Source organism: Exiguobacterium sp. s168, assembly GCF_018619035.1.
Lineage (GTDB): Bacteria > Bacillota > Bacilli > Exiguobacteriales > Exiguobacteriaceae > Exiguobacterium_A > Exiguobacterium_A acetylicum.
Genome location: NZ_JACSNE010000006.1, coordinates 1 through 26,165, shown reverse-complemented (window position 1 = coordinate 26,165; position 26,165 = coordinate 1). Strand labels below are relative to the sequence as shown.

Here is a 26,165-nt window from a genome sequence, read left to right as displayed (position 1 = left end):
CGGGATTCCCTGCTTTTTAGGCATGTTGTTCTTCTTTCACTTCGTCCGTTGTAAAATACTGTTGCTTGTGCGGGAGGAAAACCATTCCAAGAAAACAGATTGTCACCAACACGAGCAAACCAGCGAACAGGATCGTACTGAAGCGAATCGACCAAATATCGCCGAGTAGACCAATGCTGACGATCGCTAGAATCTGGAGCAGACTGACGCCGACACCGTAAAGACTCGTAAAGCGTCCCATCAAATGAAGCGGAATATTCGTCTGTTGGAACGTCAGAAAACCGGTTCCTGCAAATGCGTGGAAACATCCGAGCAACAAGAAACCAGTACAGACGATTGAAAACGAATTCGCACTTGCGTACAGCATATAACCGATAGCGACAAACGTATAGCCAATCGTCAGCATCGTCCGAACAGAAAGGGTTTTAGCGTAGCGAGCGACGATCCAGCTACCGGCAACAGAACCAATCCCCGTTAGGCTCATGAGTAAGCCGTAGTCGGTTTCTGATAAGCCGATGCTTCGCTGTAAAAAGACGACTTCTTGCGTATCGAGTGCAAGCGTCGCAATCATCATCAGCATCGCGAAGACATACAATCCAGTCACATAATGCGCGTCTTTACTGAACTGATAGACAAGCCGCCAATCGGACAGGATGTCTTGTAGCTGCATCCCTCGATCGACCGAAGCGGAAAAACGCGGCAACCGCATCAACAGAACCGCTGATCCGAGGAATGAGACGGCATTGAGCCAAATCGCAACGTCAGCAGAAGCGACATATAAGAGTCCACCAGCGAGAGTCGGACCAATTAAAAAAGCACCAGACGTGATCAGACTACGATAGGCATTAAATGATGTCCGGTCGTCTTTCGGTACAAGCGTCGTGATATAGGTTAAGGTCGCTGGTTCGACGATAGATTTAATGACGGCTAAGGCAAGCAAGTTGATATAGAGCATGGATAGTGGTAGAAATGGCAAAATGCCAATCAAGATTGCACGGAGTAGATCGGTCTGAATCAATAAGCGACGTAAGTCGGATCGGTCGACCCAACTACCTGCAAACGACTTGATGACGAGTGAGACGACCGGGCTGATGATCCAAAGCGCAGCAACAGCGGACGCGGAGCCGGTTAAGCGATAAATATAAACGTTAATCGCAACAAGATAAATGAAGTCGCCGAACTGTGAGATACCGAGAGCGCTTAGGAGCGTCCGTTCACGAGAAGACATGACATCATCCTTCCTTACATCATTTCCCAATAGTGTACCAGAAAATTCTGATAACGTTTTCGTATATCTCTATACTTTTTACTGATGAGTGGGTATACTTGGAAAAAATCAAAGAAAGAAGGACTTGTTTATGATATCAACCCTCGGCTTATATCGAGCATTACCTGTACTTGAAACAGAGCGACTCCGTTTGCGTCCAGTTCGCATAGAAGATGCAGCAGATATCTATGCCTATACGAAAGACGAAGAGACGGCACGATATGTCAGCTGGTATGCCCATGAGACGCTCGCGGATTCGGAGAAATTCGTCGAATATATCCTCCGACAATACGAACAAGGTAATCCTGCACCTTGGGCGATTGAAGACAAAGCAAGCGGTCGAGTTATCGGCACGATTGATTTCATCAAAGTGTCGTTTGAGCAACACCAAGCAGAACTCGGTTATGCGCTGTCGCGCGACTACTGGGGAAAGGGTTTGATACCGGAAGCAGCAGCGCGTCTTGTGCAGTACGGTTTCGAGACGCTCGGTCTTGAACGTATTCAAGCACGCTGTTTTGTTGCGAATGACGGATCAGCTCGTGTCATGGAAAAGATCGGCATGACATTTGAAGGCGTCTCTCGGAGTGCTTTGTACGTTAAAGAGCGTTTCTGGGATTTAAAGATTTATGCGATCACACGTAGTGATTATGAAGGAAGGTAAGAGATGGGTTCACGGCTAATGCATGCCTATATCGGACAACGATTGATTATGTTACTACCGGAAATAGAGCCTGCTCGATTCCTTCTAATAGAACGATATGAAGAACGAACGCATCCACTCGGCTTAGGATGTGTTTTTTCTTTATTCATTTTTTAAGTTTTAATTCAAAGCAAAAAACTCGGAATAAGTTTAATTTTATGATATATTGGAAATAAGAAAAGTAAGGAAGTAAGGAATACAAGAAAAACACAGGAAGAAGGAAGTTCGTAATGGAGCTATCAAAGTTAACGTCAAAAGGACAGATCACCATTCCTAAAAAAATTAGGCAAGCCTTGCAAGTGGAGGAAGGAGATCGCGTGGCATTCATTGAGGAGGACGGATTTGTCATCATGGCGAAAGCGGATTTGAAACAGCTGCATGATCTTCAAGATATATTGAGTGATGAGACGTTCAAGGCGCTCATCCACAAAGCGAATCACCATTTGTAAAATTTAAAAATAGGAGGAAATATAACATGGATATGCGAGAAGTAGATTTACCAGGAATCGGGCGGAAGTTCGAAGGCATCACGACACGAGGAGATAAGGTGGTCGTCATCGTTCACGACGACGGACGTCGAGAGGTCCATCATTATGATGACGATGATTTTGATGAGAGCATCTCGAGTGTGACGTTTAATGACGCAGAAGCTCGTCAAATGGCAGGAATTCTCGGAGGACTGTCTTATAAGCCGAAAGATCTCGAGAAAATCGAATTAGCATTTGATGATCTTGTGATCGAATGGTTTAAAGTCGGTCAGGATTCAAAAGTCAACAATCGAACGATCGGAGAACTCGATGTCCGCAACCAGTATGATATCTCGATTATTGCCGTGCTCAAGCATGACCGTTCAAAATCGCTGAATCCTGGACCAGAAACGCGTCTTGAAGTGGGAGATACGATCGTCTTATCAGGTGAGCGTCAAAACGTCCGTCACATCACGAAAGCATTATTCTCAATCGAAGGAGGCGGATAATATATGGATCATCTCATATTTGAAGTCGGTACCGCGCTTATCTTAGTGGCGATCGCGGCATTGCTCGCGAATAAACTTAACTTCTCGATCATTCCGTTTTTAATTATTTTAGGAATGATTGTTGGACCGCACGCTCCGACAATCGGGATACTAGACTTCAAGTTCATCGAAAGTGCGGAGTTCATCAGTTTTCTCGGACGAATCGGCGTCCTGTTCCTTTTATTCTATCTCGGACTCGAGTTCTCGATTGGTAAATTGATCCGATCTGGGAAATCAATCGTTACGAGTGGAACGATTTATTTATCCATTAACTTTACGGGTGGCCTACTCTATGGATTCATCGCTGGGTTCCCACTTTACGAAGTGTTGATCATCGCTGGAATCATCACGATTTCCTCGAGTGCGATCGTCGCAAAAGTCTTAGTCGACTTACGTCGGACTGGTAATACGGAGACAGAATTGATCCTTGGAATCATTATGTTCGAGGATATTTTCCTAGCAGTTTACTTGTCTGTTTTATCTGGACTCTTGCTTGGTGACGGAACAACCTTAATGTCTTCTGTCACATCGATTTTGATTGCTCTTGGGTATATGTTGTTGTTCTTCATCATTGCTCGAAAAGCGACGCCACTCTTGAACAAAATGCTAAAAATCGCTTCGGATGAAGTCTTCATCATCGTCGTCTTTGCTGCCCTGTTCTTCGTTGCTGGTTTTTCGGAAACGATTCATGTCGCAGAAGCAATTGGTGCCTTGTTACTCGGTCTCGTTTTCTCGGAAACCGATCAAGGAGAGCGGATTGAACATCTTGTCGTACCGTTCCGTGACTTCTTCGGCGCCATCTTCTTCTTTAGTTTCGGATTGAGTATCGATCCGACGATGCTCTTAGATGCTGTCTGGCTCGCACTTGGTGCTGTCGTCATCACGATTGTCGGAAACTATGTCGCGGGAATGATTGCAGGACGCAAAGCAGGACTTTCGCATAAAGCTTCATCGAACATCGGCTTGACGATCGTCTCGCGGGGAGAATTCTCGATCATCGTCGCGAATCTCGGAATCGCTGGTGGATTGATGGACATCTTGTCACCATTTTCGGCTCTATACGTCTTGATTCTCGCGATTCTCGGACCACTGATGACGAAGGAATCGAAACGCATTTACAACGTCATGAATAAAATCTTCAAATGGACGGAACCGAAAGAGAAAAAGACAAAGAAAAATGCGTAATACGATGTAAACGAACAGCCAGTTCGGATTTCTCGAACTGGCTGTTGTTTTGTTTAAGTCAAGACATCATATGTCGCCATCAGGAATTGTCCCGATTGACGACTGCCCTTCAAGTGAAGTTTCGTTTCAACGGTTCCTTCTGGGAATAACGGGATACCCGTTCCGAGAATGACAGGGGCCATCGCGAGTTCGATTGAACTGACGCACTGTAACCGTAGCGCTTCTTGAATCAATTCGCCGCCACCAACAAGCCAGACCTTGCCATCAATTGTCGGTGTGATCCGCTCAAGTAATTGATCGAGCGGTTCATCCGTATAGGTGACCGTCTCTGACGTTCGTTGCGTCCGGCTGTAAATATAACTTGGAATATCCGCGTATGGATACGTCTCGCTGAGTTGAAGGACTTCCTCATACGTTTTTCGACCCATGATAACGGCACCAATCTGTTCATAAAAAGCTTGATAGCCATTATCACCGTCTCCAGCAACAGCAAATAACCAGTCGAGGGAACCATCGTGTCTAGCAATTTTTCCATCAAGACTACAAGCGATATACAGTACGGTCGTAGATTGCGACATTAAAATTCCTCCTTGAGATTTGTCTGACTTCATCTTAGCGTATAATGACGACAAAAGATGTCGTCATTTGAGGAGGAACTTTATGAATACGAGACAATGGCGTTTGGTCCGTTTATTAAACCGGGGGGAACACTTTTCTGCACGTATGCTAGCGGAAGAATGTAAGGTATCGATCCGGACGATTCAACGAGACATGACCGTTCTTGAAGCAAATGGTTATCCGATTTACAGTGAACCTGGCATAGCCGGAGGCTACCGGATGCTGCCGCACCGGAATATGCCGCCACTCGTTTTGACAAATGAAGAGACGATTGTCTTGTTCATGCTACTCGAATGGGTCGGTCAGATTCCAGATTTTCCGTTCGGGACGATCCGCCAGGAAGTCGCTGAACGCTATGCGAACGAGTTACCGAAGATGACGGAGCAACAGATTGTAAAATGGAAAGACCGCTTTCGCTTTCAAGCGGTCGATACACCACCGTCGCCGCAAAATCCTGCGTTACTTGACTTGTTAGAGAGCAAACGGATGGGGAATATTCTCTATGAGACGACAAAAGGTCAAAAGTCGATCGTAGTGGATCCGATCGGCTTATCGTTCGAACACAATCGTTGGTATTTTTATGGACGGACTGACCGTGGATTTCGGCAGTTCCGTGTCGACCGAGTTCTAGGTGTATCGCTTCATGAGTTGCCAGCAACTGATTTGACCTTTTCTGATTTAGAAAAGAACATGACACATGTACCGATGACGACGGTGAAACTAGAATTAACTTCTTTAGGTGAACGAATGCTCGAAGGCATTTTACCTCTTCGTCGTGACCGAACATGGCAAATTCCAGTTAGTGAGCTCGCTTTTTTAGGACGCCAATTGATGCGACTTGGTCCGGAAGTTCGAGTCATAGAACCGCAGGATCTCCGCGAACAATTGATTCGTCAAGCAGAAAAAATGATCGCTGTGCAACAGTCCGATAAGCCGTTCGGACAGAATTGATCAAAAAACTATGTTACGATATAGCCAGAAAGAAACAATAGAGGAAGGGGTCTTCCATGGAAACACTATCACTGATTTTATTGATGCTTGCGCTCATCTTACTGACGCAAGTCGTCGGACATTACATCCGTTTCATCCCAACGGCTTTGATCCAAATCATTGCCGGAACCGTCGCCGCTCTCCTGATGAGTGGCTTGACGATTGAGGTCGAATCCGAATGGTTCCTCCTGTTATTTATTGCTCCGTTACTTTATAACGATAGCTCTCACTTTCCGCGCGAAGATTTGTGGCGGATGCGCACAGCGATCTTCGGTAATGCAATCATCCTCGTCTTATTGACGACGATCGTCGGAGGATACTTCATCAATTGGTTGATTCCGGTCATTCCAGTCGCTGCTGCGTTTGCCTTAGCAGCAATCTTATCGCCAACGGATCCAATTGCCGTCAACGGAATTGCAAAACGTGTCCAGATTCCAGAACAAATCTTGACACTCGTTCGCGGAGAATCGCTGATCAATGATGCATCGGGATTAGTCGCGTTCAGTTATGCTGTTGCCGCTGTTGTCACGGGTTACTTCTCGATTCAGAGTGCGACAACAGAGTTCTTTTACATGTTCTTCGTTGGAGCCTTGATCGGATTGTTGATTTCGCTCACGATGAACTTTCTCAAGGTACGCTTGCGTCGAGCGGGTATTGAAGATGTCGTCTTCTACGCTTTACTGCAAATCCTGACACCATTTATCATCTTCTTCGTTGCTGAAGAAGGATTTCATGCATCAGGCGTCATCGCCGTCGTCACAGGTGGTATCTTGCATGCCTTGATCAAAGAACGAACAGAAACGTTCTTTGCGCAAGAGCAGACGTTGACGGATAACATCTGGACGATGATTGCGTATACGCTAAACGGGATCATTTTCTTATTGCTCGGTTTGACATTGCCAGAAGCGACACGCGAGATTTTTGCGGATGACGCGATCAACAACTGGCGTCTCATGTTATATGTCATCGAAATCGGTTCATTCATTCTTGCGATCCGTCTCGTCTGGACGATGTTCTTCAATTGGTTCGATCATCGGTTCTTCAAAAAAGAGGACCGCGATCATCGTCGACCGTCCTTCAAACAAGATTTAATCACGACACTGGTCGGGGTTCGCGGAACGATCACGATGGTCGGGGTCTTGTCATTACCGTTCTTGACGGAGTCCGGCGAAGCCTTCCCGGAACGCTCATTGATCATCTTCCTTGCAGCGGGTGTCATTATCTATACGCTCGTTCTCGCGACGATTCTTTTACCGGTGTTGAACCGTGGTGAGGCGGCAACGCCGATCGCACTCGACCTGAATGCCCAAAAACAACGGATGATTCGCCGGGCGATCTCAGAGATCAAACAAGTGACGGACGAAGACAATGCGGTCGTTGCGTTTGATTTACTCAATGAGTATCATGTGATGCTCCGGTTGTTGCGCGCGCAGGAAAAAAGTCAAGAAGAGCTCGATCAATTCAATGATCAGTTGAAGGCACTTCGTTTTGAAGCCGTCCAGTGGGAAAAGGAAGAATCAAAACGTTTCGTCGCTGAGAACAAGGTGCCGGATCTGCTGAAAAAGGATGTTTTCCGTTCGATTGAAAATCGTCGCAAGGCGATCGGTAAGGATTCGCGTTTCCAGATCGTCCAGCCGATTCGTAAATTATGGTGGAAACGGAAACGATCGAACATGTCGTCGGATGCGTTAATTCAAATGACGCAAGTCGAGCATGATCTGTATGAAAAGGTCATGGGCACAGTCATCGAACGTCTCGAGAATTGCCGCACGTCTTATCCACCAGACGTCGTTCAAAGTGTGCTTGAGTTCTATAAACGACTTCGTTTCAAACATACGCGTTGGTCATCACCAATCGGTGGCAAGGACGTCGATCAGCAGAAGGAAGAGCTCTGCTTGAAAGCCATCGAAGTCCAGCGTCTTGAAATCGCCAATATGTCAAAAGAAGGGGATCTCTCGAACGAAGAGGAGAAGGAGTTACGCCGCTTCATTCACTATATCGAGAGTGTCGTTCTCTACGAATACGTTGAATAATATTTAAAAAAAGACAAGAAGAGCAAACTTTTAATGCTCTTCTTGTCTTTTTTATATCACGACTTGAGTGCCAACTTCTGAAAAAATAAAACGAGTAACTGTATGCGCATATGGATGGATTTGTTCTATAAAAAATTCTGCCTCTTGAAACGTTTGGAAATGTAATTTTAGCATGAAGCAAGAATCACCAGATATTCGATAACAAAAGTCAACGTTAGTAAGTTGCTGAATATGATTTTTAAATGAATCGTACCGTCCTTCTTTAATGGTTGCTTCTACTAAACATTCAATAGGAGAACCTAGCTTTTCGTAATCGATTTTTAAACTGTATTCTTTAATGAGTCCAAAAGATTCCATTTGTCGGACACGCTCTGTTACGGAAGGAGCTGATAAATTAATTCGTTTAGCTAATGAACGCATCGACAGTCGACTATCTTGAGCCAGTTCATTTAATATTTGTCGATCAATCATATCGATTTTCAAATGTAAATCCTCCTTCAAAATAAGTTGTTGGATATAAAGTATTAGTTCAATATTTGTTTTAAATGAAATGTGATAATTTTTAATCATTATATAAAATTATTGTAGAAGGAGTGAATAAAATGACAAAAATACCTTTATCCCAAATAGGAGAAACACCATTTCAAAAATTACTAGGTCATAATCCTAAAATCTTATCCAGTTGGACAAGGCTAGAAAAAGATTTGATTGAAGAGGGAGCCTTAAGTTCGGATGTGAAAGAACAAGTTAGAAGAACATTAGCGCAATCAAATGGATGTGCATATTGCAAGGCAAAAGGAAAGCCAAAGAAAAAAATGATGGATGAAAAAATGATTTTAGCAACTGGATTTGCAGATCTTTTTTTAAAGGTGAAAGGAAATATCCCTGATTCAATATTTTTACTCATGAATGAAACATATACTATTCCAGAAATCAGTGAATTATGTGCATTCATTACGTTTTGTACAGCATCTCAATACTACGGTGCAATCATGAATTTACAGCCAATTGATAGTCCCTGATTTTACTTTTTTTGCACACTTTTATATTTTTTCTTTAGTGCATTCTGAACAGTCCATCTTTGATGTTCATGAAATAGATGATCGATTGCATCAGCCGGATCGATCCATTGTAAGACATGATCATCCTCGATTGGACTTTGTACTTCCTCTCCAGCATCACAACGATAGAACTGCCCTTCGTTCAAATAATATGTCGTTTCATTTTGTGAATAGAAATATTGATTGGCTCGTCCGATGAAATCACCGATATTGACGTCCATTCCCGTTTCTTCAAGTACCTCTCTTTTTAAACATTCTTCTGGCGTCTCATTGGCCTCAATACCGCCACCCGGAAGAAACAACTTGCCGTCCTTTTTTTGAATGACGGCGATTTTATCTGTTTGAGGATCGCACATGACCGCATAAACAGCAGATCTCGTGATGTAGTGTTGATTCTGTTCTTTCTGCCCGAAAGTGATGACATCCATTTTTCCGTAGCTCCTTTCCCCTAAAATTGTTCGATGTCAATCATACCTTAAATGTCGTATGCAAGCATCAGCCGTACAAAAACCCTCATTTCGATATAGAAATGAGGGGTGACCTATGAGCAAAGATCGTTTGTTTCAAGCGAAATTTTTAATCGATTAACCGAGTGACAAGTATTTGACCTCGAGATAATCTTCGATGCCGTAGACGCCACCTTCGCGGCCAAGACCACTCTCTTTATAGCCACCAAATGGAGCTTGTGCAGCAGATGGTGCGCCATCGTTCAGACCAACGATTCCGTATTCGAGTCGTTTTCCGAGTAGCAACGCTTCATCGATGCGTTCTGAGAACGCGTAAGCTGCAAGTCCGTATGGTGTGTTGTTCGCCCGTTCGATGACTTCATCGAGTGTCTCAAAAACAGAGATCGGTGCGAGCGGACCAAACGTTTCTTCCTGCATGCAGAGCATGTCTTCCGTGACATTGGCAAGTACCGTTGGTGTAACGAAATAGCCGACTGTTTCGTCAATCGTACCACCTGTCAAAATTGTTGCCCCTTTTGCGACAGCGTCATCGATGTGTGCTTTGACTTTCGCGACGGCTTTCGCATTAATCAATGGACCGACTGTCGAATCAGCGTCCATGCCGTTACCGACTTGTAATTGTTTGACGGCAGCTGTGAACTTTTCTGTGAATGCGTCAAGAACCGATGCTTGCACGTAGAAACGATTCGTTGCGACACACGCTTGACCACCGTTGCGGAATTTCGAGCGCATCGCACCTTCGACGGCTTTGTCGAGATCTGCGTTTTCAGTGACGATGAATGGCGCATGACCACCGAGTTCAAGTGACAATTTTTTCATCGTATCGGCTGCTTGGCGCATGATCAATTTCCCGACGGCTGTTGAACCTGTGAACGTGATTTTGCGAACACGGGAATCTGCTTGCCAGACGCCACTAATGGTTGCTGCATCACCTGTTAGCACGTTGATGACACCTTTGGGGATACCTGCTTCTTCTGCTAGTTCAACGAGGCGAAGTGCCGTAAACGGTGTCTCTTCCGATGGTTTAAGGACGATCGTACAACCCGCTGCAAGAGCCGGTGCGAGTTTACGTGTGATCATCGCTGCCGGGAAGTTCCACGGTGTGATTGCTGCAACGACACCAACCGGTTCTTTTTCGACGAACAGTCGCTTTCCTGGAACGGAAGCCGGAATCGTTTCACCGTAAATCCGACGTGCTTCTTCAGCGTACCAACGGACATATTGATTGCCGTAATCGACTTCACCGAGCGCTTCGACATACGGTTTCCCTTGTTCCGTCGTCATGATTCGGGCGAGTTCCTCGCGGTGTTCATTGATCAAGCGATACCAGGCGTCGACTAAATTCGCACGTATGTCTGCGGTTTCGTTTGACCACTTCACGAATGCTTCGCTCGCTGCATCAACGGAACGTTGTGCGTCTTCCGCTGAACTGGCCGGAACATGTCCGAGTAACGCTTTCGTTGCTGGGTCATAGACCGGAATCGTTTCTGACTTACCGTACCATTCCCCATTAATTAAGTTCTTTTCAATCATCTTGTTGCACCTCCGTGAATTTCGTTACGTTCTTTATTAAACACCTCAAGACGAGTGAACGGAAGTTCCGCTTTGGATGGACAGTCATAACGAAACGGAATGACTCAAAAAATAGTTAATCTACTGAACAATCGGGAACAGTTAAAATAATAGAGAATGAAAATGTCAAAATTAATGAAGGGGTCGAAAGACATGAAACGGAACTGGATCATTAGCGGTGTGGTGCTAAGTTTACTACTAAGTGGATGTGGGGGAAGCGAAGTCGCCGAGAAAAAGTCTGAAAAACCACGAGAAACTGAACAAAAAAGGCAAGCTACTCAGCAAGCATACATAGAAAAGACGATACAGCGTGCCGAGCGTTACGCTGCCCAGTACGATTATGAGCGAGCAATCAAGGTATTAAAACCTGTACGCACAAAAGATACGACACAAAGAACGAAAGAATACGAACAGAAAAAGCAGGCACTCCTGCCTGTGACGAAACCTGTGCCGCATCTCTTTTTCCATTCATTGATTGCCGATCCAAAACGAGCATTTGACGGCGACCGGAAGGAAGCAGGATACGATGATTACATGGTGACGCAACAGGAGTTCGAACGAATCTTGGATGCGTTATACAAAAACGATTACGTACTCGTTCGACCGACGGATTTAGCAAAAGAGATGAACGGTAAGATCGTCGAGACACCCGTCCGTTTACCAAAAGGAAAACAACCGCTCGTTCTTTCTCAGGACGACGTCAATTATTATGAATACATGGAAGGGGATGGATTTGCGAAGAATTTGAAAGTGAAGGATGGTAAAATCGTCAACGAGATGGTCGGAAAGCCGGATGGTGCTTATGATCTCGTACCGCTCGTTGATGCGTTCATCCAGTCTCATCCTGACTTTTCCTATAAAGGAGCAAAAGGGTTGCTCGGCATCACAGGTTACAACGGGGTGCTCGGTTATCGTTCCTCCTACAATCAATACGGACACAATGAAAAGGTTGAAACGGCACGAAATCAAGCGAAGCAGACCGCTGTCGCATTAAAACAGGACGGCTGGCAGTTCGCGAGTCATACGTACGGACATATTTGGGTCGGGAAAGAATCAGTCACGACGATCCGCGCTGATCTTAAACGCTACAAACAGGACGTAGCACCGCTGATCGGAAAAACGCCGCAATTGATTTATCCGTACGGCAGTGATGTCGGAGATTGGCACGATTATTCTGGTGAGAAATATCGTTTGCTCATCGATAGCGGTTTCCGCTATTTCTTTAATGTGGATGCGAGTCAACATGCGTGGAAACAAGTTGGTCCCGACTATTTCCGTCAAGCCCGAATCAACGTTGACGGGATTCGTCTACGTCAAGCCGTTGCTGGAAAGATGAACGTACTCAATCCGTTCTTTGATGCGAGAGAAATCTTTGATCCAGCACGACCTGAGCGGAAATGAATGATTTAAAACTAGTTGAATCCATCGAGTAAAGCAATTAAAACGATAGTGGCGGAGTCCCGTCCTGATCTGTAAATTGATACGTCTTCGCGAGATCGGCAACGAAGACGGCTTGCCCAGAATAACGGCTAACATCGTCATCTGCCATTAGCGCTGTGACTGCCCGTCCGATATAGGTCGTCGATTCTGTCGCGGCGCTCGCGAAACCGGCATCGACGACCCGTTCGGTCCGCATGAAACCGGGGCAGAGCGCGATGACAGAGATAGTTGTTTGAGCTAACTCTTGCGCTATGACGTGCGTCATCCGATTAATCGTTTGCATCGCCAAATCATAATAAAGATTTCCGGCCACCTGATCTGGTGTGAATGACGTCAAATTGATGACGAGCGCGGCTGGACTCTGTTGCAGTAATGGCATCGCAGCCCGAATCGTCCACAAATACGCTTTTGGTCCGGCGGACATCATCGCGTCCCAATGTTCCGGTGGTCGCTCCCAAAACCGTCGTCCGGTTCCGGATGGCAAGTGGCTTTCCGAACCACCGAATACACAATTGATGAGGAGATCGATTCGACCATGTTGATGTTGGATCTGCTGAATCAGACGATTGATGTCCGTTTGATTCGTATGGTCACAAACGACCGGGATGCCAAGTCCGTCGCGTGCCGTGACACCAGCAGCCGTCTCTTCGATCGTCTCGCTACGATTGTCCGTCGTCTGTTCATTCGTACTTCGTCCCGTGACGTAAACAATCATTCCGGCGCCACCTAAAGCATAAGCGATGCCACGTCCGGCGCCACGAGAGGCACCAGCGACGAGTGCAATACGTTTTGGCATGATGAAACTCCTTTAAGATATGAGAAGACGGATGGGCAGATGCGCATCCGTCTTCTTCTGTTTTAAAAACCTTTAATCGTCATCCCGCCATCAACATAAAGTGTTTGTCCCGTCACGTAACGGGCAGCGGCAGATGATAAGAAGACAACTGGACCAACGAGCTCTTCTAATTCACCCACCCGACCGAGTGGTGTCACGTCAACGATCTCCTGCAGATATGTAGGATCTTTTAGTAAGGGTTCCGTCAGCGGTGTTTTAAAATACCACGGACCGATCGCATTGACACGAATGTTTTGTGGTCCCCATTCAAGGGCTAATACCTTCGTCATCTGAATCATCGCCGCCTTCGTCGTCGCATACACGACACCGGTCCGTAAGGCGACGTGACCCGCGACGGAGGCGATATTCAGAATACTTCCACCTGTCTCTTGCATCCGTTTCCCGATTTCTTGAGCAAAGAAGAAGGCGGATTTCAGATTCGTCTGTTGGATCGTTTCCCATTCTTCTTCCGTCACATCGAGTGCCTTCGAGCGAATGTTCATTCCGGCATTGTTGACGAGTCCATCAATCTGCGGTACTTGTTCGTAGGCACGAGCTACCGTCTCGACGACTTGTTTCCGGTCAGTGATGTCGCACGGGAATATGTAAGCCGTTCGACCGAGTCGTTCGATTTCTTGTGCCGTCTCCTTCAAATCCCGTTCCGTCCGGGCGACGAGAATGATGTTAGCACCGGCTTCTGCCATCCCGATGGCGAGCGCGCGTCCGATACCTCGTCCAGCTCCAGTGATAAGAAATGTCTGATCGATTAACGAAAAACTTGGAAGATACATGATGTCACGTCCTTTTATTGAGAGTCACCACTTACTCTAATGAAAAATTGACTGAAAAGAAAGAAAAATCAATGCATTCCGAAATGATAATGGTAAAATATTGAAAAGGAGTGATGGGATGAAACGTGGTTTAATCGTGACATTATGTGTAGCACTCGTGAGTCTTTTAGCTATTCAATTGGTCGGAACGGAAGCCTATCGCTATTTCTTTTATGATCCAGCAACTTCTCAAACCCAAATTATAGTTAATGGAGGAGAAGAAGGTAAACCGACCAAACAAAAGATAGATGTACGAAGCGAGGGATTTGCGGATAAGGATGCATTAGGAGTGACTACCTTTTATGGCGTCGTCGGTCTTGTCATACTACTGATTGTCCTCTTCAGTCTACGCTACTTCTTGAAGCGTTTACGAAAACGGCGCAAACAGGAGAGTGTAGTCGACGATCTCATGGATCCGCCTCCAGTGTTTACACAGAATCGTTCGACACGACAAACATTTGTCGGTGAAGAATCAGAGTCAGAGATTCGCCGGCTTTTACAAACATTCGATCGGCAGCTGACACGACAAAAACGCCGCCGCTCTGAAGAGACGGTCGGCGAATGGTTACAACGGATTGATGTCACGCTCGATCCGTCGATCTATCATCTCGTCCGTTACGGCGAGACGCCGGATTCAGAGATTTCGCAAGATCAGGTCGATGATCTAAGGAATGAACTACAAGTGCATCTTCAACGTGACTGACCGAGTAAATCAAGCAGGATGGCATGATGGGAGGCGTCTCGTGAGACGAGTGACAATTTGCGGACGACATCAAACCCATCAACCGGTAACGTCTTGATTTCAGGGGATAGTCCGTCTTGAAAAATCTCCGGTAACAGGGCGATGCCGAGCCCGGCGCGAATGAAACCGAGGACGCTTGATCCGAATTCCATCTCGTTTTCTGCCTGATAGACGGCACCTCGTTCGATGAACGCGTCTTTTAGGATGTTCGTCGAATCGCAATCAATCGGGAGCGATAAAAAAGAGGCATTTCGAATTTGATCAAACGCAACTGACGTGCAGCCCGCGAATCGTTCATCGTCTTGATGCACGTAAAGCAAAAAAATCTCCGTATATAAATGCGTCGTATGATACGGATGGATATGATGACGATCGTCGAGTAAAACAGCATCGTATCGGCGTTCTTCAAGCCCTTGCATCAAATCAATTGTCGTATGCGCTGTCTTCAACTTGAGGTCTGGTACTGTCGCGTGACGTGAGACATGACGCGGTAAATACGTCATCGCGACGCTCGGCCATGATCCGAGCGTCAGTGTCGTCCGTTCATCGATCGTACCAATCCGCCGTTTCATTTGATCAATTCGGTCAAGGAGTTCACGGCTCTCTTCAAAGACGATTTCGCCTGCAGGCGTCAACGTGACACCATGTGCTGATCGATGCAACAGCGAGACTTCGAGCGCACTCTCAAGACTCTTGATTTGTTTACTTAATGCCGGTTGCGTCATGTGCAGTACTTCGCTTGCTTTCGTCAGGCTTCCGGTTTCTGCAGTGACGAGAAATGCTTCCATCCATTCGGTCTTCATTGGTTCACGCTCTTTTCATACAGGTTGTCTAGAACGTACGTTATTTGAACGCGTCTGACAATCATTTTGCACTTTTTATATTCTTGGTTTGGAATATTCCGAGTTGGGAATATATAAAATAAAGAGGTGAACGGATATGAACGAGCAGATGTCCGCACGATTTTCAGCACTCGGCGACCCAATACGATTACAACTCATCGAAGCATTACGAAAAGGTCCTCGCTCCGTCAATGAGTTAGCCGATCAACTACACTTACGCCAACCGCAAACCTCGAAGCACTTAAAGCTGTTGCTTGACGCAGAACTAATCACTGTCGAGCGGCAGGCGAATCGTCGCTTGTATAGCCTTCGTCCAGAAGCTTTTCGAGAACTTGTCACGTGGAGTAACACAATGGCTCAGATGGAAGCACGCATGTATCGTCTAGATGAACATTTGCAGCAGATGCAATCATCCGCGAAGGGAGACGAGACGAATGAAAAAGGAACTGAAGACATCGATTGATGGTAAGGTGCTACGAATGGAATGGGTTTGTGAGGCTCCTCGAGATAATGTCTTTGCTGCATTCACAGAAAAAGAGCAACTCGAAGCGTGGTGGGGACCGGAAGGCTGGGAGACGATGATCAAGACGTTTGAGTTTCAACCAGGTGGTGTATGGCATTATTGCATGCGGTGTGTCGATCCAACACAAGGTGATTTTTATGGCATGGAGTCGTGGGGGAAAGCAATTTTTAGACATATCGATGCCCCGAACACCTATAGTCATGCCGATTACTTCTCCGACGCGTCAGGAGCTATCTCTGAAAATTTACCAGGTAGTGAAAATGTCACGACATTCATTGACCATGGAGAAACGACCTTGATTGTCTTTGAATCGACCTACGAAACGGAAGCAGCTGTGCAAGAAGTGCTGGGGATGGGAATGAAGGAAGGTTTCACGTCGCAACTGTATCGCCTAGATCACCTATTGACGAAACAGTAAGAAGGAGTCGATGTTTTGGTGCGGAAGATCGGTTTGGCTTTATGTATCCTATTCTTAGTAGGTTGCGGAAAATACACGATGGAAGAGGCAAAGGAGAACGGCGACATCATCGTCCAGAAAGGTGTTGAGAACAGCGACCGATTCGAGTCTTTTTTGAATAAGTCGAAGCAAGGAAAATCAGATCAGATTCGCATCACAGCCTACACGACCGAGGGAGATCCGATTGTGTATGACGTCGAGTATGACGGCAAGACGTATCAGTATTCGTCTGATGCATCACGTGATCAGTTCGGTTCAACAGACGACGATCGAAAGAATGAAGTCTGTCAGCAACTCGATAAAACGATCGTGAAGCAAGAGGCAATCTATACGTTAAGTAAATGCGCTGAAGGAACGGATCATGAATTGCTACGATTACCAAAACAATAATCAAAAAGGATCGTGTCCCGTCGAAATGATCAGCGGGCACGATCCTTTTCATTCGCTATCAAGACGACGCAAAGCTTCACGCCAACTTGAAAAACGTTCAATCAATAAAGTCAGTGAAGGTGCTTGGTGCGCACGTGCCCACTTAGCATACTGTTGACTCGTCAGTAGCGGTCCATGAGTGGCTGCCGCTTGTTTAAGTGCTTCTAGGCAGTCTTGGTCAGTGAAGAAACCGTTCGAGGTGAGGTCGAAGTGTGCTAAAGCATTTTTCCACGTACCGAACCGACGAATGATCGTATTCGCACTTAACATCTCTGAATGTAAATCCCGTAATTCCGTGTAGGCGCGAATCGTCATGTTCGTTCCTTTTTGTGCGACATAAAAGGCGACGCTTTCTTCGATCGACCACCGTTTCGTTCGTTTGACCGCAGCCGGGCGATTCAACGTCATCCGGTCTTTGGTCGATAAGTGAGAAGCCTTGACGATGCCAGCTGTCTCTAAAAGGTGTGCCCACGAGCCGAATCGTGCATTGATTTCTTCAAGTGATGGGTAAGGAAGTTGAGCCGCTAACTTTTGATAATGGGTAGCTTTCATAGGTGAATGGTGCATTTGATGAAGACCTTGAATCAAGCGGATGATCTTCTCATCCGTTGCTAAGGTAGAAGTGGAAGTCGGATGTTGACGCATGCAAGATATCTCCCTTTTGAATGGTTGTTTCAATTAAAGGCTAGTGTAGCATGGGCGATTGCGAGAACATACTAACAATATCGTAAGGTAAGAAAAATAGCGCATTTTCATCCGAGAAATACAGGAAAATAAGAGGTTGAACACGAATACAATATTATAGAAGAAAAGAGGGGGAACTGATCAATGACAGAAATTTAGACGATTGATACGATGGAGGATATTTTAAAGATGCTTGATGCGCGATTGCGTGAACCAGAACCGTTTTGGGACAAGTTTTATGAAGATCGGACGAAACCGATCCCGTTTTTTAAAAACATTCCTGACGAGAACTTAGTTCGCTACGTCGAACAGGGCTGGATCTCGCCAGGTGACGCGTTAGATCTCGGAACAGGACAGGGGCGAAATGCGATCTATCTCGCAGCACACGGTTTCTCGATGACAGGACTGGATCTCTCATCAACCGCGTTAGAATGGGCAACGGAACAAGCACAACAGACTGGAGCGCACGTTGCGTTTCGAAAGCAAGATTTTCTAGAGACGACAGAACAGAATACATATGATTTCATTTACGATTCAGGCTGTTTTCACCATATGGCGCCACATCGACGTTTGACCTACGTGACGCGAATGAAGGAGATGTTGCGACCAGGAGGATATTTCGGATTAACGTGTTTTGTTGCGGGCGGTCCGCTTGGCGGGGCGACGTTGACAGACTGGGAAGTCTATCAAGAAAATAGTCTCCAAGGCGGACTCGGCTATACGAAAGAGCGATTACTCTCCATATTCGATGCATTCGACGTCATCGAACTAACGGAAATGAAACCCGTCGACAATCCAGAGGCATTATTTGGTCATGCTGGACTGTGGACTGGTCTGTTTCGATTAAAGAATTGATTCGTCCGGCATTCGAGACGCGAACCAGTCCACAAAGTAGTGGACATCTTCTAGCGAAACGATTTGGTCTGTATCGTATGCGGCGAACAGTGACAAAAAGCGCGGTTCGTCAGGGAAATAATGAAGCAGGATCGGGCGGAGTGTCTCGAGGTCATGCACGAAGCTTTGATCTTCCTCTAAGATGAGGTGATAGGCGCTCCGAACAATCCGTTTCACGATCGAATCCGAATCAAGCAAGGTGACTTGCCCTTTCTCTAGACGTGATAGATCAGACCTCAACTGCTCGGATAGCCCACTGTTTAATGCGAAGCCAAGAGCGCGTGTCGGACGAAGGGACGGAAATCGACTTTGGAGATTTTCGCCTGTCAGAAACAAGTTGACGGATTTCAACCAGACGCCCCAACGAAGTGCTTCGTCATCCCGTATGACGTCGCCAAGCAGACCGATGTCATAATCGATTTTGGTGACGAATGGATAGTCCTTCAACCAGTCTTCTGTCCGTTCATCTAACTGCATGTGTTCTTCTTCCGTCAACGGCTCTGTCAAAATCAGTGTAAAATCGAGGTCGGATTCAAAGGAACGCGCCGTTCCTTTGGCGACGCTGCCATACAAGTACACGCCATGAAACGCGGATAAGGTTTGTACATAGGCGACGACGTCCTGAATCACGGCACGATAACGGACAGGAATCGCTTCAGCGGAAGTTGGATTGTGGATGTAGCCATTTTTCGTGCCCAATGTCGTTGGATACTTCATCTGTCTTCCTCCTCATCATCCTTCAGGGATGGATTGATAGCGATACCACTTCTTGTTTCGCTGCACATATAAAAACATCGTATCATCTTTTTCTTGATAGATGACCGTACCGCTCTTAAGACGAGTTGCCATGCCTTCCTTGAGCGTCTTTTCGGATGCTATTTTTTGGACACGTGGACCAGGAGTCAAAGAAAGACTCGAGACGGTTACTACCTGATCTAGTCGGTACACGCGATCGTTCAAGCGGATGACGTCTTGATCTTGTTCAATGGCTTCCGCCGCGATGAGGTCCGTCGTTGTCATCGTCGTCTCCGCTAAGCATCCACTGAGAAAAAGAATGACCAATACGATAGTAGCTAACACTTTTTTCATGAAAATACCTCTTTCTCTGGTTATATATCGTAATTTACGATATATTCGGATTATACGATATAAGGGGGAGCATTATGATTTCAGCTGATTTTGCAAAAATTTATTATCAATTACATCCACGGTTCGAAGAAAACCTGTCTCACCAAAGTGTGCGTATTTTGCAATACATCCAATTTGCGATGAATCCGACGATCAAGCAGATTGCCGAGGCATTTCGCCTCTCACATAATACGACGTCTGAGCACGTCAAAAAGTTGGAGGGATTAGGCTATATCGAAAAAAAACGGAATCCAGAAGACCAGCGCCAAGTGACAATTGGTTTGACAGACTTGGGGGATACAATCGTTCGTCGTCATACGGAACTCGATCCTGAACGGTTGAATCAAGTCCTTGCTACGATGTCAAAAACAGACCAACAGGCGATTGAACAGGCGTTTCGATTGTTGCGGGAGGCGGCAGATGACTGCTTTTCTCGTTAAAGTGCTGTCGAGCGCACTGGTCATCTGTCTCGTCACGGAAGTCGCTCGGCGTTCACCGTCACTGGGTGGTGTGTTGTCTGCATTGCCCGTCGTCAGTCTGATCAGTTTTGCCTGGCTCGTTAAACAGGGAAGTGAACGGGCAGAACTGAGTACATTCTTAAAGAGTGTGTTACTCGGATTACCAGCGACGTTCTTATTGCTTGCCGTCTTATATGGATTGATCCGCTTAGGTATTCCTGTTTTTTACAGTGTACTCGGTGCAACAAGTCTTTTTATCGTTTGTTGGTATATCCAACGTTACCTACAACAGTGGTGGCAAACCTAAAAAAGGAGACAAAGTAATGATAACCCTTCAAACAAAGCGATTGACGATTCATCCGTGTACAGCGAATGACGTGACACATTTACAACAACAGCACTACGATAACGGACCGGAAGTTCAGCAGCATTTGATGTCAATAGCGTCAGATTCCTCGCTATTATACTGGTGCAGCTGGCTCGTCATGACAAAGGATGGTTAAGTAATCGGGGATATCGGATTCAAGGGGAAGCCGGACATACGACAAGCGGTCGAAATCGGTTATGGTCTGTTACCAGCGTATCTCAATCAAGGGTTTGCGACGGAAGCAGTTCAAGCATTGATTGAATGGGCGTTTGAACAAACGGAAGTGACAGGGGTACTTGCGAAGACGGAGTCGACGAATCAAGCATCAATCCGAGTACTCGAAAAAGCGGGATTGATTCAGGTCGGGAGAGACAATCGGTATATCATGTGGGAGCGTATGAAGAGGGTGTAAAGGAAACTTGACAAGTAGTGTGTTATTTACATATAGTGGGACTACGAGGTGAAATCATGAAAAATAAGGTCAAGGAGATGCGCGAAGAACGAGGTTGGTCGCAAGGCGAACTGGCAAAACGATTGAACGTGTCGCGTCAGACGGTCATTTCCATCGAAAAAGAGCGGTATAATCCGTCACTCGACCTCGCGTTTACACTAGCTGATCTGTTTGAACGGCGAATCGAAGACATCTTTACACCGAATCGAATGAGCGAGGAGGGAACAGCATGAAGCGATTAAATATATTGTTGGATCTTGCTTTAATTGGAATAGGGATATACATGACGATGGAGATTTCAGAAATGAAAACACTAGGTATCGTCCTGGTTTTAGCAGGTATTGCCTCACGCATCACAGCGGTGAGTTTCTCACCGAACGAACCGTATGATGAGCGGCAAAACGAAGTCAAAATACGTAGTGGACATATCGCCTATTTAATTAGTATCGGTTATCTTTACTTGATTTTGGTACTCGTCAATCTGTCGATCATTCAAGACATTCAATTTGCTCTGTTGTTAGCATTAGGAGGACACGTTTTACTCTTCCCTATTACATTGCTATACGTGAATCGAAAGATGTGAGGAGTGTCGATTCATGTAAGCTACATAGAGAGAAAAGAGGAATGGATTGATTCAATCATTCCTCTTTTAGTTCATTTTTGGAACCATTAAAATCACAATTACAAGTGCAAGTGCTTCAACCCTCTATTGCAAACGTATCTCGTAACTCGATGATTGTTCCTTCTGGTGCTTTTAATTTGCTGAGATGGCCATCGACGACGAAATAGATGTTACCACCGTCCTTTGGTAAAAAGGGCATACCGAGTCGTTCTAGGCGTGTTACGTCCTCTTGCAAGTCGTCAACGTAGAGGGCGAAATGGACGGGACCAGCCGCTTGTTTCGTATAATCGGTGAACGATTGACCTGATTTCGGTGTTTGCAACTCGATATAGAAGTCACCAAGACGCAACCAGCTGTTAAAGGCACGGTCGTGAAAACCAGGTGACTCTTGGACGAGCGAGAACCCGAGCTGTTCATAAAAGTTTTTAGACGCAGCGTAGTCCGTCGTCTGAATGCAGATGTGATGAATTTGTTTCATAATAAACCTCTTCTCTTTCATTCTTCATAGTAGAAATCGACCCTTATCAGTATAAAGGAGCAGGTCTGAAATTGAAAAATGATTAATTCAGGACCGGTAAGGGAAACTGTATCTAACTTACTGAAGTATCAAGAGGAGGAACGATAGTGGCAGAGTATAAAAAAGACAGTATTAGTTTAAAAGGAGCCGTTGGTCTTGGAACTGGTGTTATGATCAGTGCCGGGATATTTGCCTTGCTCGGACAGGTCGCAGAACTCTCGGGTTCCTGGTTGCCGTATATTTTCATTATTGGCGGTATCGTGACTGGATTTAGTTCTTATTCTTATATCAAATTGAGCAATGCTTTTCCATCAGCTGGAGGAATCGGCATGTTTCTTGTCAAAGCATACGGTAAGGGAACGATTGCTGCCGCTGCAGCCCTGCTGATGGCAATCTCGATGATCATCAATCAGAGTCTCGTGGCGCGCACGTTCGGTACCTACTTGTTACAACTCGTACCAGGAGAACAGGCTAGTTACTGGATTCCAACACTCGGTGTCGTCTTATTGATTGGTGCATTCATCGTCAACATCTCTGGGAATTCGTTTATCCAAACATTTTCGTTAATCACTTCAGCGCTTAAGATCGGAGCTCTCGTTCTGTTCGGCATTTTGATTTTATCAATTGGTGGATTTGAGCTGGATAGTCCGAACACTACGTCGGATGGGTCGATTACGAATTATGTCGCGGCTGTCGCACTAACGATTCTCTCGTTTAAAGGGTTTACGACCATCACGAACAGCGGCTCGGAAATTAAACACCCGAAACGAAACGTCGGCGTAGCCATCATGTTGTCCATCCTGATTAGTTTGATCGTCTATCTCTTGTTAGCCTTTTCCGTCTTATCGACATTGTCGCTTGATCAAATCATTCAAGCGAAAGACTATGTGTTAGCTGAAGCAGCCCGCCCGTTACTTGGAAATAAAGGCGTCTGGTTCACGGTATCCATCGCGCTCCTTGCGACGATTTCTGGCATCATTGCGAGCGTCTTTGCCGTCTCAAGGATGCTTGCGATGTTGACGGACATGCATATGATTCCGCATCGTCATTTCGGTATGCCGGGATCCGTGCAAAAACATACGTTAGTCTATACGATCGTCCTAGCAATGTTGCTAACTGTCTTTTTCGATCTATCTCGGATTGCGTCGATGGGAGCAATTCTGTACTTGGTCATGGATATCATCATTCATGTCGGCGTCTTAAAACATCTTCGTAAGCAGTTGCATGTTCGCGTTTGGGTGGTCACATTGGCGATTTTGTTTGACGCCATCGTGTTACTGGCATTTCTGTATCTCAAGGGAAAGACGGATCCGCTCGTACTGATCGTCTCCCTCGTCAGTATCATCTTGATTTTCATCGGTGAATATTATTTTATTCGTCATACGAAACAAACGGATCAATCCGCGTAAGCGTTAAGTAAAAGGAGTTTTCAATGAATGACGAACAAATGAAAAAATTATGCCTAGACTTTCGAATTGGTATGTATCAGCAGGATCTTTCACCACTCTCAGGAGGACTGATGCACGAGATGTTCCGTTTTTCGACGGATACAGGACACTTCGTCGTAAAACGTCTAAATCAACAAATTATGAAGCGGAAGACGGCTCGAGCTAACTTCATTCAATCCGAGGATGTAGCGTTTGCCGCTGCAAAGTTGCTATCTGCGTTGCCGGCACTTCGTCTAGATGGACCGTTGTATGCAGTGGGAGAATCATGCTGTCTCTTGTTCCCGTGGATCGACGGACAAACTTTAAAAACGCAGGACTTATGTCCGATGCATGCAGAAGCCATTGGTAACGTACTAGGTACGTTACATCGAGCGGCGATCGAAACGACGCCGTCGATTCCTTCCGTTTCATCTGAGTATGTTCCGATTGATTGGAATGGTTTTCTTCAACAAGGACAAATGCAAAATAAGCGTTGGGCGAGACAGTTGGGGGAACTGGTGCAGCAACTACGAGCGATCGAAGCGGATGTATGCCGCTCGATGAAGACGTTAGGGAATGACTGTGTCATCAGTCATCGTGACCTCGATCCGAAGAATGTCATTTGGACAACAACCGGACCGGTCGTTATCGACTGGGAGTCTGCCGGACCGATTCATCCGATACTCGATCTTTTCGAGACCGCTTGTTATTGGTCAAGCCGGGTGGATGGCACACACGATGCAGAACGTTTTTCTTCGTTCTTAAACGGATATGCAACGACGAATCAAGTACTCGATGTCGATTGGTACAGTGTCATCGACCGCAGTGTCCACAGCAAGCTTGATTGGTTAGTCTTCAATCTCGATCGTTCACTGGACAAGACGAATTCGTCCGAAGCAGAACAGAGACTTGGAACAGAGCAAGTCATTCAGACGCTTGCGGAGTTAAGACGGCATGATCGGGAAAAATGGTACGACTGGCTTCAAACGATAGTATGAAAAAGAGGCTGACTCAAAAAAAGAATGACGCGTCTTTTCACGCACTTTCCTCAGGCGAGACACAAGCCCGTTTTCCTGCTTTATTTAAGCAGGAAAACGGGCTTGTTTGTCTCTGACAGCGCATAAATGCGCTTTTTCCTGTAGGAGTGGCGTGTGACGCGTCATTCTTTTTTACGAGATAAGGGTGGCAGATCATGAATCTGCCACCCTTATCTTTGGAGAGACTGACTTTTGAGTCAGCCCCTTTTTCTTGGAGCACATCACGCTTGTTGGGGTGAATTACCAGGCTCGATTTGTCCGCCAGGAAAATTCCAAACGTTTTCTCCTCGCGCTACATACTGTCGTACCAGCAATACGTGTCCGTTTACTAATATAATTGCTTGCGAAATCATGATTTTACTGTAAAGGATTGAATCAACTGTTCAATCGTCTCTTGCGGTGTTCGGAGTGGAACGTATCCGAGTTGTTTGATTCGTTCGTTCGAGAAAGTAGCGCGTTCCGCCGAACGCTTCGGTGTTCGGTATGGCGTGCCGCTCGCATGGATCAACTTCAACCGAAAATCCGTCTCAGGTAGATTCGCATCGATCGCATTGAAGATATCCCCATTATGCGCATTCGTTGCGGCAAGGACGATCATTTCGACTAGATTATCCGTATGGACCCACGGGACGACATCGTCCGGGTGCACCCAGGTAATCACATCCGCCTCCTTAATCCGCTCGACTTGACGATCCCCCCAGTAGGACTGCTCCTCGGCACAAATTGATCCTGGACGTAAGATGATTAAATCGGAATCGGGTGTATATTCCTGTAACAGGCGTTCGGATTCCTGCTTTGTATGGATGTAAACATGTTCGGACGGTAGGAGCGGTGACGTTTCCGTAAAATGTCCACTCACGACTTCGCCGTACACGGAAGTCGTCGAGATGTGAATGATGCGCTTGACACGAGCTTTTGTCGCAGCATCTGCGAGATATTGTACACCTGTAACATTTGCTTCCTGTGCTAAATCGGGATCATCTCCGAGATAGGCAGCACAGTGAATCAACAGATCGACGCCTTGAAGTGCTGTAAGAAGCGAATTCGGATCACCGAGTTCACCGATGACTGCGTGGACACCTTTGAAAGCGTATTGATCCGCTTGTTCCTGAGAGCGATACAAACCGCGCACTTCACGCGCTTCTTTTAGAAAACGTCGCGCAACACGAGAGCCAAGCGTTCCGGTCATTCCTGTAACTAAAATCGTACTCTCTTTCAGGTTCATAAGTGCTTACCCCTTTGACTCTGTCTTTTCAGCGAAACATTTTTCGCAGATGAAACGACCTTCGCTTTTTAAGTAAGCTTTGACTTCCGTCATCCCGCGATGTTTTGGATAACGCATTTGAATGTAGACTTTTTCGTTTCCTTCGATCGTTTTGCCACAATGCATACATGTCGGTTCTTTACCAAACATCCTATCGCCCCCTATATATTTGAATCTTCTATCTTATCGTAAAGGAAAAACCAGGGTGTTGGAAGAATAAAGGCTCATCACCATAACACGTGGTTGCTATTTTAACCACCAAGCTCGAGGCGCAATCTCAAAAAGAATCGTTCGAGGTTTCGGTAGCCAT

General features: G+C 46.0%; 36 protein-coding genes. 21 read left to right on the top strand and 15 right to left on the bottom strand.

Going from position 1 to position 26,165, the window contains the following annotated elements; translation table 11 throughout:
- Positions 1 to 16 precede the first annotated feature (16 nt).
- Positions 17 to 1,228 carry an MFS transporter gene (locus tag KNQ15_RS05535; protein ID WP_214728210.1) on the bottom strand — a complete coding sequence of 404 codons (1,212 nt, stop codon included), beginning with the start codon at positions 1,226 to 1,228 and terminating at the stop codon, positions 17 to 19.
- A gap of 130 nt (positions 1,229 to 1,358) precedes the next feature.
- Between KNQ15_RS05535 and KNQ15_RS05530 the strand changes: the two genes are divergently transcribed.
- The 4 genes from KNQ15_RS05530 (at position 1,359) to KNQ15_RS05515 (ending at position 4,167) form a co-directional block, all read left to right on the top strand.
- Positions 1,359 to 1,928: a GNAT family N-acetyltransferase gene (locus KNQ15_RS05530; protein WP_214728208.1), complete on the top strand. Its 570-nt coding sequence runs from the start codon at positions 1,359 to 1,361 to the stop codon at positions 1,926 to 1,928.
- A 269-nt stretch (positions 1,929 to 2,197) separates the two neighbouring features.
- Complete coding sequence (locus tag KNQ15_RS05525; RefSeq protein ID WP_035407592.1) at positions 2,198 to 2,416, top strand: AbrB/MazE/SpoVT family DNA-binding domain-containing protein; 219 nt, start codon at positions 2,198 to 2,200, stop codon at positions 2,414 to 2,416.
- A gap of 26 nt (positions 2,417 to 2,442) precedes the next feature.
- Positions 2,443 to 2,943, top strand: a complete 501-nt coding sequence (locus tag KNQ15_RS05520; protein WP_214728206.1) for a cation:proton antiporter regulatory subunit — start codon at positions 2,443 to 2,445, stop codon at positions 2,941 to 2,943.
- A 3-nt stretch (positions 2,944 to 2,946) separates the two neighbouring features.
- Complete coding sequence (locus KNQ15_RS05515) at positions 2,947 to 4,167, top strand: cation:proton antiporter (protein WP_214728204.1); 1,221 nt, start codon at positions 2,947 to 2,949, stop codon at positions 4,165 to 4,167.
- Between the two features lie 53 nt (positions 4,168 to 4,220).
- Here the strand turns inward: KNQ15_RS05515 and KNQ15_RS05510 are convergent, their stop codons facing one another.
- Complete coding sequence (locus KNQ15_RS05510) at positions 4,221 to 4,745, bottom strand: dihydrofolate reductase family protein (RefSeq protein ID WP_214728202.1); 525 nt, start codon at positions 4,743 to 4,745, stop codon at positions 4,221 to 4,223.
- Positions 4,746 to 4,827: 82 nt separating this feature from the next.
- Between KNQ15_RS05510 and KNQ15_RS05505 the strand changes: the two genes are divergently transcribed.
- Together KNQ15_RS05505 and KNQ15_RS05500 are read left to right on the top strand one after the other, a co-directional pair.
- A complete protein-coding gene (locus tag KNQ15_RS05505) occupies positions 4,828 to 5,736 on the top strand; it encodes a helix-turn-helix transcriptional regulator (RefSeq protein WP_214728200.1) in 909 nt (302 codons plus the stop codon).
- A gap of 56 nt (positions 5,737 to 5,792) precedes the next feature.
- On the top strand, positions 5,793 to 7,808 hold the full coding sequence (locus tag KNQ15_RS05500) for a Na+/H+ antiporter (RefSeq protein WP_214728198.1): 2,016 nt from the start codon (positions 5,793 to 5,795) through the stop codon (positions 7,806 to 7,808).
- Between the two features lie 51 nt (positions 7,809 to 7,859).
- Here the strand turns inward: KNQ15_RS05500 and KNQ15_RS05495 are convergent, their stop codons facing one another.
- A complete protein-coding gene (locus KNQ15_RS05495; protein WP_035407606.1) occupies positions 7,860 to 8,291 on the bottom strand; it encodes an Lrp/AsnC family transcriptional regulator in 432 nt (143 codons plus the stop codon).
- A 119-nt stretch (positions 8,292 to 8,410) separates the two neighbouring features.
- Between KNQ15_RS05495 and KNQ15_RS05490 the strand changes: the two genes are divergently transcribed.
- The gene (locus KNQ15_RS05490) at positions 8,411 to 8,830 is read left to right on the top strand and encodes a carboxymuconolactone decarboxylase family protein (RefSeq protein WP_214728196.1); all 420 of its coding nucleotides are present in this window, start codon (positions 8,411 to 8,413) and stop codon (positions 8,828 to 8,830) included.
- A gap of 2 nt (positions 8,831 to 8,832) precedes the next feature.
- On the opposite strand, the gene KNQ15_RS05485 is transcribed toward KNQ15_RS05490, so the two are convergent.
- Together KNQ15_RS05485 and KNQ15_RS05480 are read right to left on the bottom strand one after the other, a co-directional pair.
- The gene (locus KNQ15_RS05485; protein ID WP_214728194.1) at positions 8,833 to 9,297 is read right to left on the bottom strand and encodes an NUDIX hydrolase; all 465 of its coding nucleotides are present in this window, start codon (positions 9,295 to 9,297) and stop codon (positions 8,833 to 8,835) included.
- Between the two features lie 156 nt (positions 9,298 to 9,453).
- Positions 9,454 to 10,869: an NAD-dependent succinate-semialdehyde dehydrogenase gene (locus KNQ15_RS05480; RefSeq protein WP_214728192.1), complete on the bottom strand. Its 1,416-nt coding sequence runs from the start codon at positions 10,867 to 10,869 to the stop codon at positions 9,454 to 9,456.
- A gap of 192 nt (positions 10,870 to 11,061) precedes the next feature.
- Here KNQ15_RS05480 and KNQ15_RS05475 point away from each other — a divergent pair, with 192 nt between their 5' ends.
- Positions 11,062 to 12,309, top strand: a complete 1,248-nt coding sequence (locus KNQ15_RS05475) for a polysaccharide deacetylase family protein (RefSeq protein WP_251137604.1) — start codon at positions 11,062 to 11,064, stop codon at positions 12,307 to 12,309.
- 37 nt (positions 12,310 to 12,346) lie between these two features.
- Here KNQ15_RS05475 and KNQ15_RS05470 read toward each other — a convergent pair whose 3' ends face one another.
- Together KNQ15_RS05470 and KNQ15_RS05465 are read right to left on the bottom strand one after the other, a co-directional pair.
- Positions 12,347 to 13,144: an SDR family NAD(P)-dependent oxidoreductase gene (locus KNQ15_RS05470; RefSeq protein WP_214728190.1), complete on the bottom strand. Its 798-nt coding sequence runs from the start codon at positions 13,142 to 13,144 to the stop codon at positions 12,347 to 12,349.
- A gap of 62 nt (positions 13,145 to 13,206) precedes the next feature.
- A complete protein-coding gene (locus KNQ15_RS05465) occupies positions 13,207 to 13,974 on the bottom strand; it encodes an SDR family NAD(P)-dependent oxidoreductase (RefSeq protein ID WP_214728188.1) in 768 nt (255 codons plus the stop codon).
- Between the two features lie 118 nt (positions 13,975 to 14,092).
- Between KNQ15_RS05465 and KNQ15_RS05460 the strand changes: the two genes are divergently transcribed.
- A complete protein-coding gene (locus KNQ15_RS05460; RefSeq protein WP_214728186.1) occupies positions 14,093 to 14,716 on the top strand; it encodes a hypothetical protein in 624 nt (207 codons plus the stop codon).
- Here KNQ15_RS05460 and KNQ15_RS05455 read toward each other — a convergent pair.
- The gene (locus KNQ15_RS05455; RefSeq protein WP_214728184.1) at positions 14,704 to 15,558 is read right to left on the bottom strand and encodes a LysR family transcriptional regulator; all 855 of its coding nucleotides are present in this window, start codon (positions 15,556 to 15,558) and stop codon (positions 14,704 to 14,706) included. The genes KNQ15_RS05460 and KNQ15_RS05455 overlap by 13 nt on opposite strands.
- Before the next feature lie 136 nt (positions 15,559 to 15,694).
- Between KNQ15_RS05455 and KNQ15_RS05450 the strand changes: the two genes are divergently transcribed.
- From KNQ15_RS05450 to KNQ15_RS05440, 3 genes are read left to right on the top strand one after another with little or no spacing between them, the layout of a single operon-like run.
- Entirely contained in the window at positions 15,695 to 16,060 is a 366-nt protein-coding gene (locus KNQ15_RS05450) for an ArsR/SmtB family transcription factor (RefSeq protein WP_214728182.1), read from the top strand.
- Positions 16,032 to 16,538: an SRPBCC family protein gene (locus KNQ15_RS05445; protein WP_214728180.1), complete on the top strand. Its 507-nt coding sequence runs from the start codon at positions 16,032 to 16,034 to the stop codon at positions 16,536 to 16,538. Before KNQ15_RS05450 ends, KNQ15_RS05445 begins: the two co-directional genes overlap by 29 nt.
- An 18-nt stretch (positions 16,539 to 16,556) precedes the next feature.
- Complete coding sequence (locus KNQ15_RS05440; protein WP_056061751.1) at positions 16,557 to 16,967, top strand: DUF4362 domain-containing protein; 411 nt, start codon at positions 16,557 to 16,559, stop codon at positions 16,965 to 16,967.
- A gap of 48 nt (positions 16,968 to 17,015) precedes the next feature.
- Here the strand turns inward: KNQ15_RS05440 and KNQ15_RS05435 are convergent, their stop codons facing one another.
- Positions 17,016 to 17,651: a homing endonuclease associated repeat-containing protein gene (locus KNQ15_RS05435; RefSeq protein WP_214728178.1), complete on the bottom strand. Its 636-nt coding sequence runs from the start codon at positions 17,649 to 17,651 to the stop codon at positions 17,016 to 17,018.
- Positions 17,652 to 17,879: 228 nt separating this feature from the next.
- On the opposite strand from KNQ15_RS05435, the gene KNQ15_RS05430 reads away from it, so the two are divergent.
- Positions 17,880 to 18,545 carry a class I SAM-dependent methyltransferase gene (locus tag KNQ15_RS05430; RefSeq protein WP_483299351.1) on the top strand — a complete coding sequence of 222 codons (666 nt, stop codon included), beginning with the start codon at positions 17,880 to 17,882 and terminating at the stop codon, positions 18,543 to 18,545.
- On the opposite strand, the gene KNQ15_RS05425 is transcribed toward KNQ15_RS05430, so the two are convergent.
- The gene (locus KNQ15_RS05425; protein WP_214728175.1) at positions 18,534 to 19,301 is read right to left on the bottom strand and encodes a nucleotidyltransferase domain-containing protein; all 768 of its coding nucleotides are present in this window, start codon (positions 19,299 to 19,301) and stop codon (positions 18,534 to 18,536) included. The two genes, KNQ15_RS05430 and KNQ15_RS05425, sit on opposite strands and share 12 nt — an antisense overlap.
- A gap of 15 nt (positions 19,302 to 19,316) precedes the next feature.
- Entirely contained in the window at positions 19,317 to 19,673 is a 357-nt protein-coding gene (locus KNQ15_RS05420) for a hypothetical protein (RefSeq protein ID WP_214728173.1), read from the bottom strand.
- 74 nt (positions 19,674 to 19,747) lie between these two features.
- On the opposite strand from KNQ15_RS05420, the gene KNQ15_RS05415 reads away from it, so the two are divergent.
- From KNQ15_RS05415 to KNQ15_RS05390, 6 genes are read left to right on the top strand one after another with little or no spacing between them, the layout of a single operon-like run.
- Complete coding sequence (locus KNQ15_RS05415; protein ID WP_214728171.1) at positions 19,748 to 20,152, top strand: MarR family winged helix-turn-helix transcriptional regulator; 405 nt, start codon at positions 19,748 to 19,750, stop codon at positions 20,150 to 20,152.
- On the top strand, positions 20,133 to 20,477 hold the full coding sequence (locus KNQ15_RS05410; protein WP_251137603.1) for a DUF3147 family protein: 345 nt from the start codon (positions 20,133 to 20,135) through the stop codon (positions 20,475 to 20,477). The genes KNQ15_RS05415 and KNQ15_RS05410 overlap by 20 nt, the downstream gene beginning before the upstream one ends.
- Positions 20,478 to 20,493: 16 nt before the next feature.
- Positions 20,494 to 20,673: a hypothetical protein gene (locus KNQ15_RS05405; protein WP_214728169.1), complete on the top strand. Its 180-nt coding sequence runs from the start codon at positions 20,494 to 20,496 to the stop codon at positions 20,671 to 20,673.
- 3 nt (positions 20,674 to 20,676) lie between these two features.
- On the top strand, positions 20,677 to 20,949 hold the full coding sequence (locus tag KNQ15_RS05400; protein ID WP_214728335.1) for a GNAT family N-acetyltransferase: 273 nt from the start codon (positions 20,677 to 20,679) through the stop codon (positions 20,947 to 20,949).
- 56 nt (positions 20,950 to 21,005) lie between these two features.
- Positions 21,006 to 21,221 carry a helix-turn-helix transcriptional regulator gene (locus KNQ15_RS05395; protein WP_251055691.1) on the top strand — a complete coding sequence of 72 codons (216 nt, stop codon included), beginning with the start codon at positions 21,006 to 21,008 and terminating at the stop codon, positions 21,219 to 21,221.
- Positions 21,218 to 21,571, top strand: coding sequence for a DUF2178 domain-containing protein (locus KNQ15_RS05390; RefSeq protein ID WP_214728167.1), 354 nt, complete (start codon positions 21,218 to 21,220; stop codon positions 21,569 to 21,571). The genes KNQ15_RS05395 and KNQ15_RS05390 overlap by 4 nt, the downstream gene beginning before the upstream one ends.
- Before the next feature lie 115 nt (positions 21,572 to 21,686).
- Here the strand turns inward: KNQ15_RS05390 and KNQ15_RS05385 are convergent, their stop codons facing one another.
- Positions 21,687 to 22,088, bottom strand: a complete 402-nt coding sequence (locus KNQ15_RS05385) for a VOC family protein (RefSeq protein ID WP_214728159.1) — start codon at positions 22,086 to 22,088, stop codon at positions 21,687 to 21,689.
- Between the two features lie 146 nt (positions 22,089 to 22,234).
- Between KNQ15_RS05385 and KNQ15_RS05380 the strand changes: the two genes are divergently transcribed.
- Both KNQ15_RS05380 and KNQ15_RS05375 read left to right on the top strand, forming a co-directional pair.
- Positions 22,235 to 23,536 (top strand): APC family permease, encoded by a 1,302-nt coding sequence (locus tag KNQ15_RS05380; protein ID WP_214728157.1) that lies wholly within the window; start codon positions 22,235 to 22,237, stop codon positions 23,534 to 23,536.
- 23 nt (positions 23,537 to 23,559) lie between these two features.
- A complete protein-coding gene (locus KNQ15_RS05375; protein WP_214728155.1) occupies positions 23,560 to 24,552 on the top strand; it encodes a phosphotransferase in 993 nt (330 codons plus the stop codon).
- A gap of 260 nt (positions 24,553 to 24,812) precedes the next feature.
- On the opposite strand, the gene KNQ15_RS05370 is transcribed toward KNQ15_RS05375, so the two are convergent.
- The 3 genes from KNQ15_RS05370 to KNQ15_RS05360 are packed head-to-tail and all read right to left on the bottom strand — an operon-like array spanning position 24,813 to position 26,005.
- Positions 24,813 to 24,944: an NUDIX hydrolase gene (locus KNQ15_RS05370; RefSeq protein WP_195864935.1), complete on the bottom strand. Its 132-nt coding sequence runs from the start codon at positions 24,942 to 24,944 to the stop codon at positions 24,813 to 24,815.
- A complete protein-coding gene (locus KNQ15_RS05365) occupies positions 24,941 to 25,816 on the bottom strand; it encodes an NAD-dependent epimerase/dehydratase family protein (protein ID WP_214728153.1) in 876 nt (291 codons plus the stop codon). The genes KNQ15_RS05370 and KNQ15_RS05365 overlap by 4 nt, the downstream gene beginning before the upstream one ends.
- Before the next feature lie 6 nt (positions 25,817 to 25,822).
- Positions 25,823 to 26,005 carry a Fe3+ hydroxamate ABC transporter substrate-binding protein gene (locus KNQ15_RS05360; protein WP_149427483.1) on the bottom strand — a complete coding sequence of 61 codons (183 nt, stop codon included), beginning with the start codon at positions 26,003 to 26,005 and terminating at the stop codon, positions 25,823 to 25,825.
- Between the last annotated feature and the right edge of the window lie 160 nt (positions 26,006 to 26,165).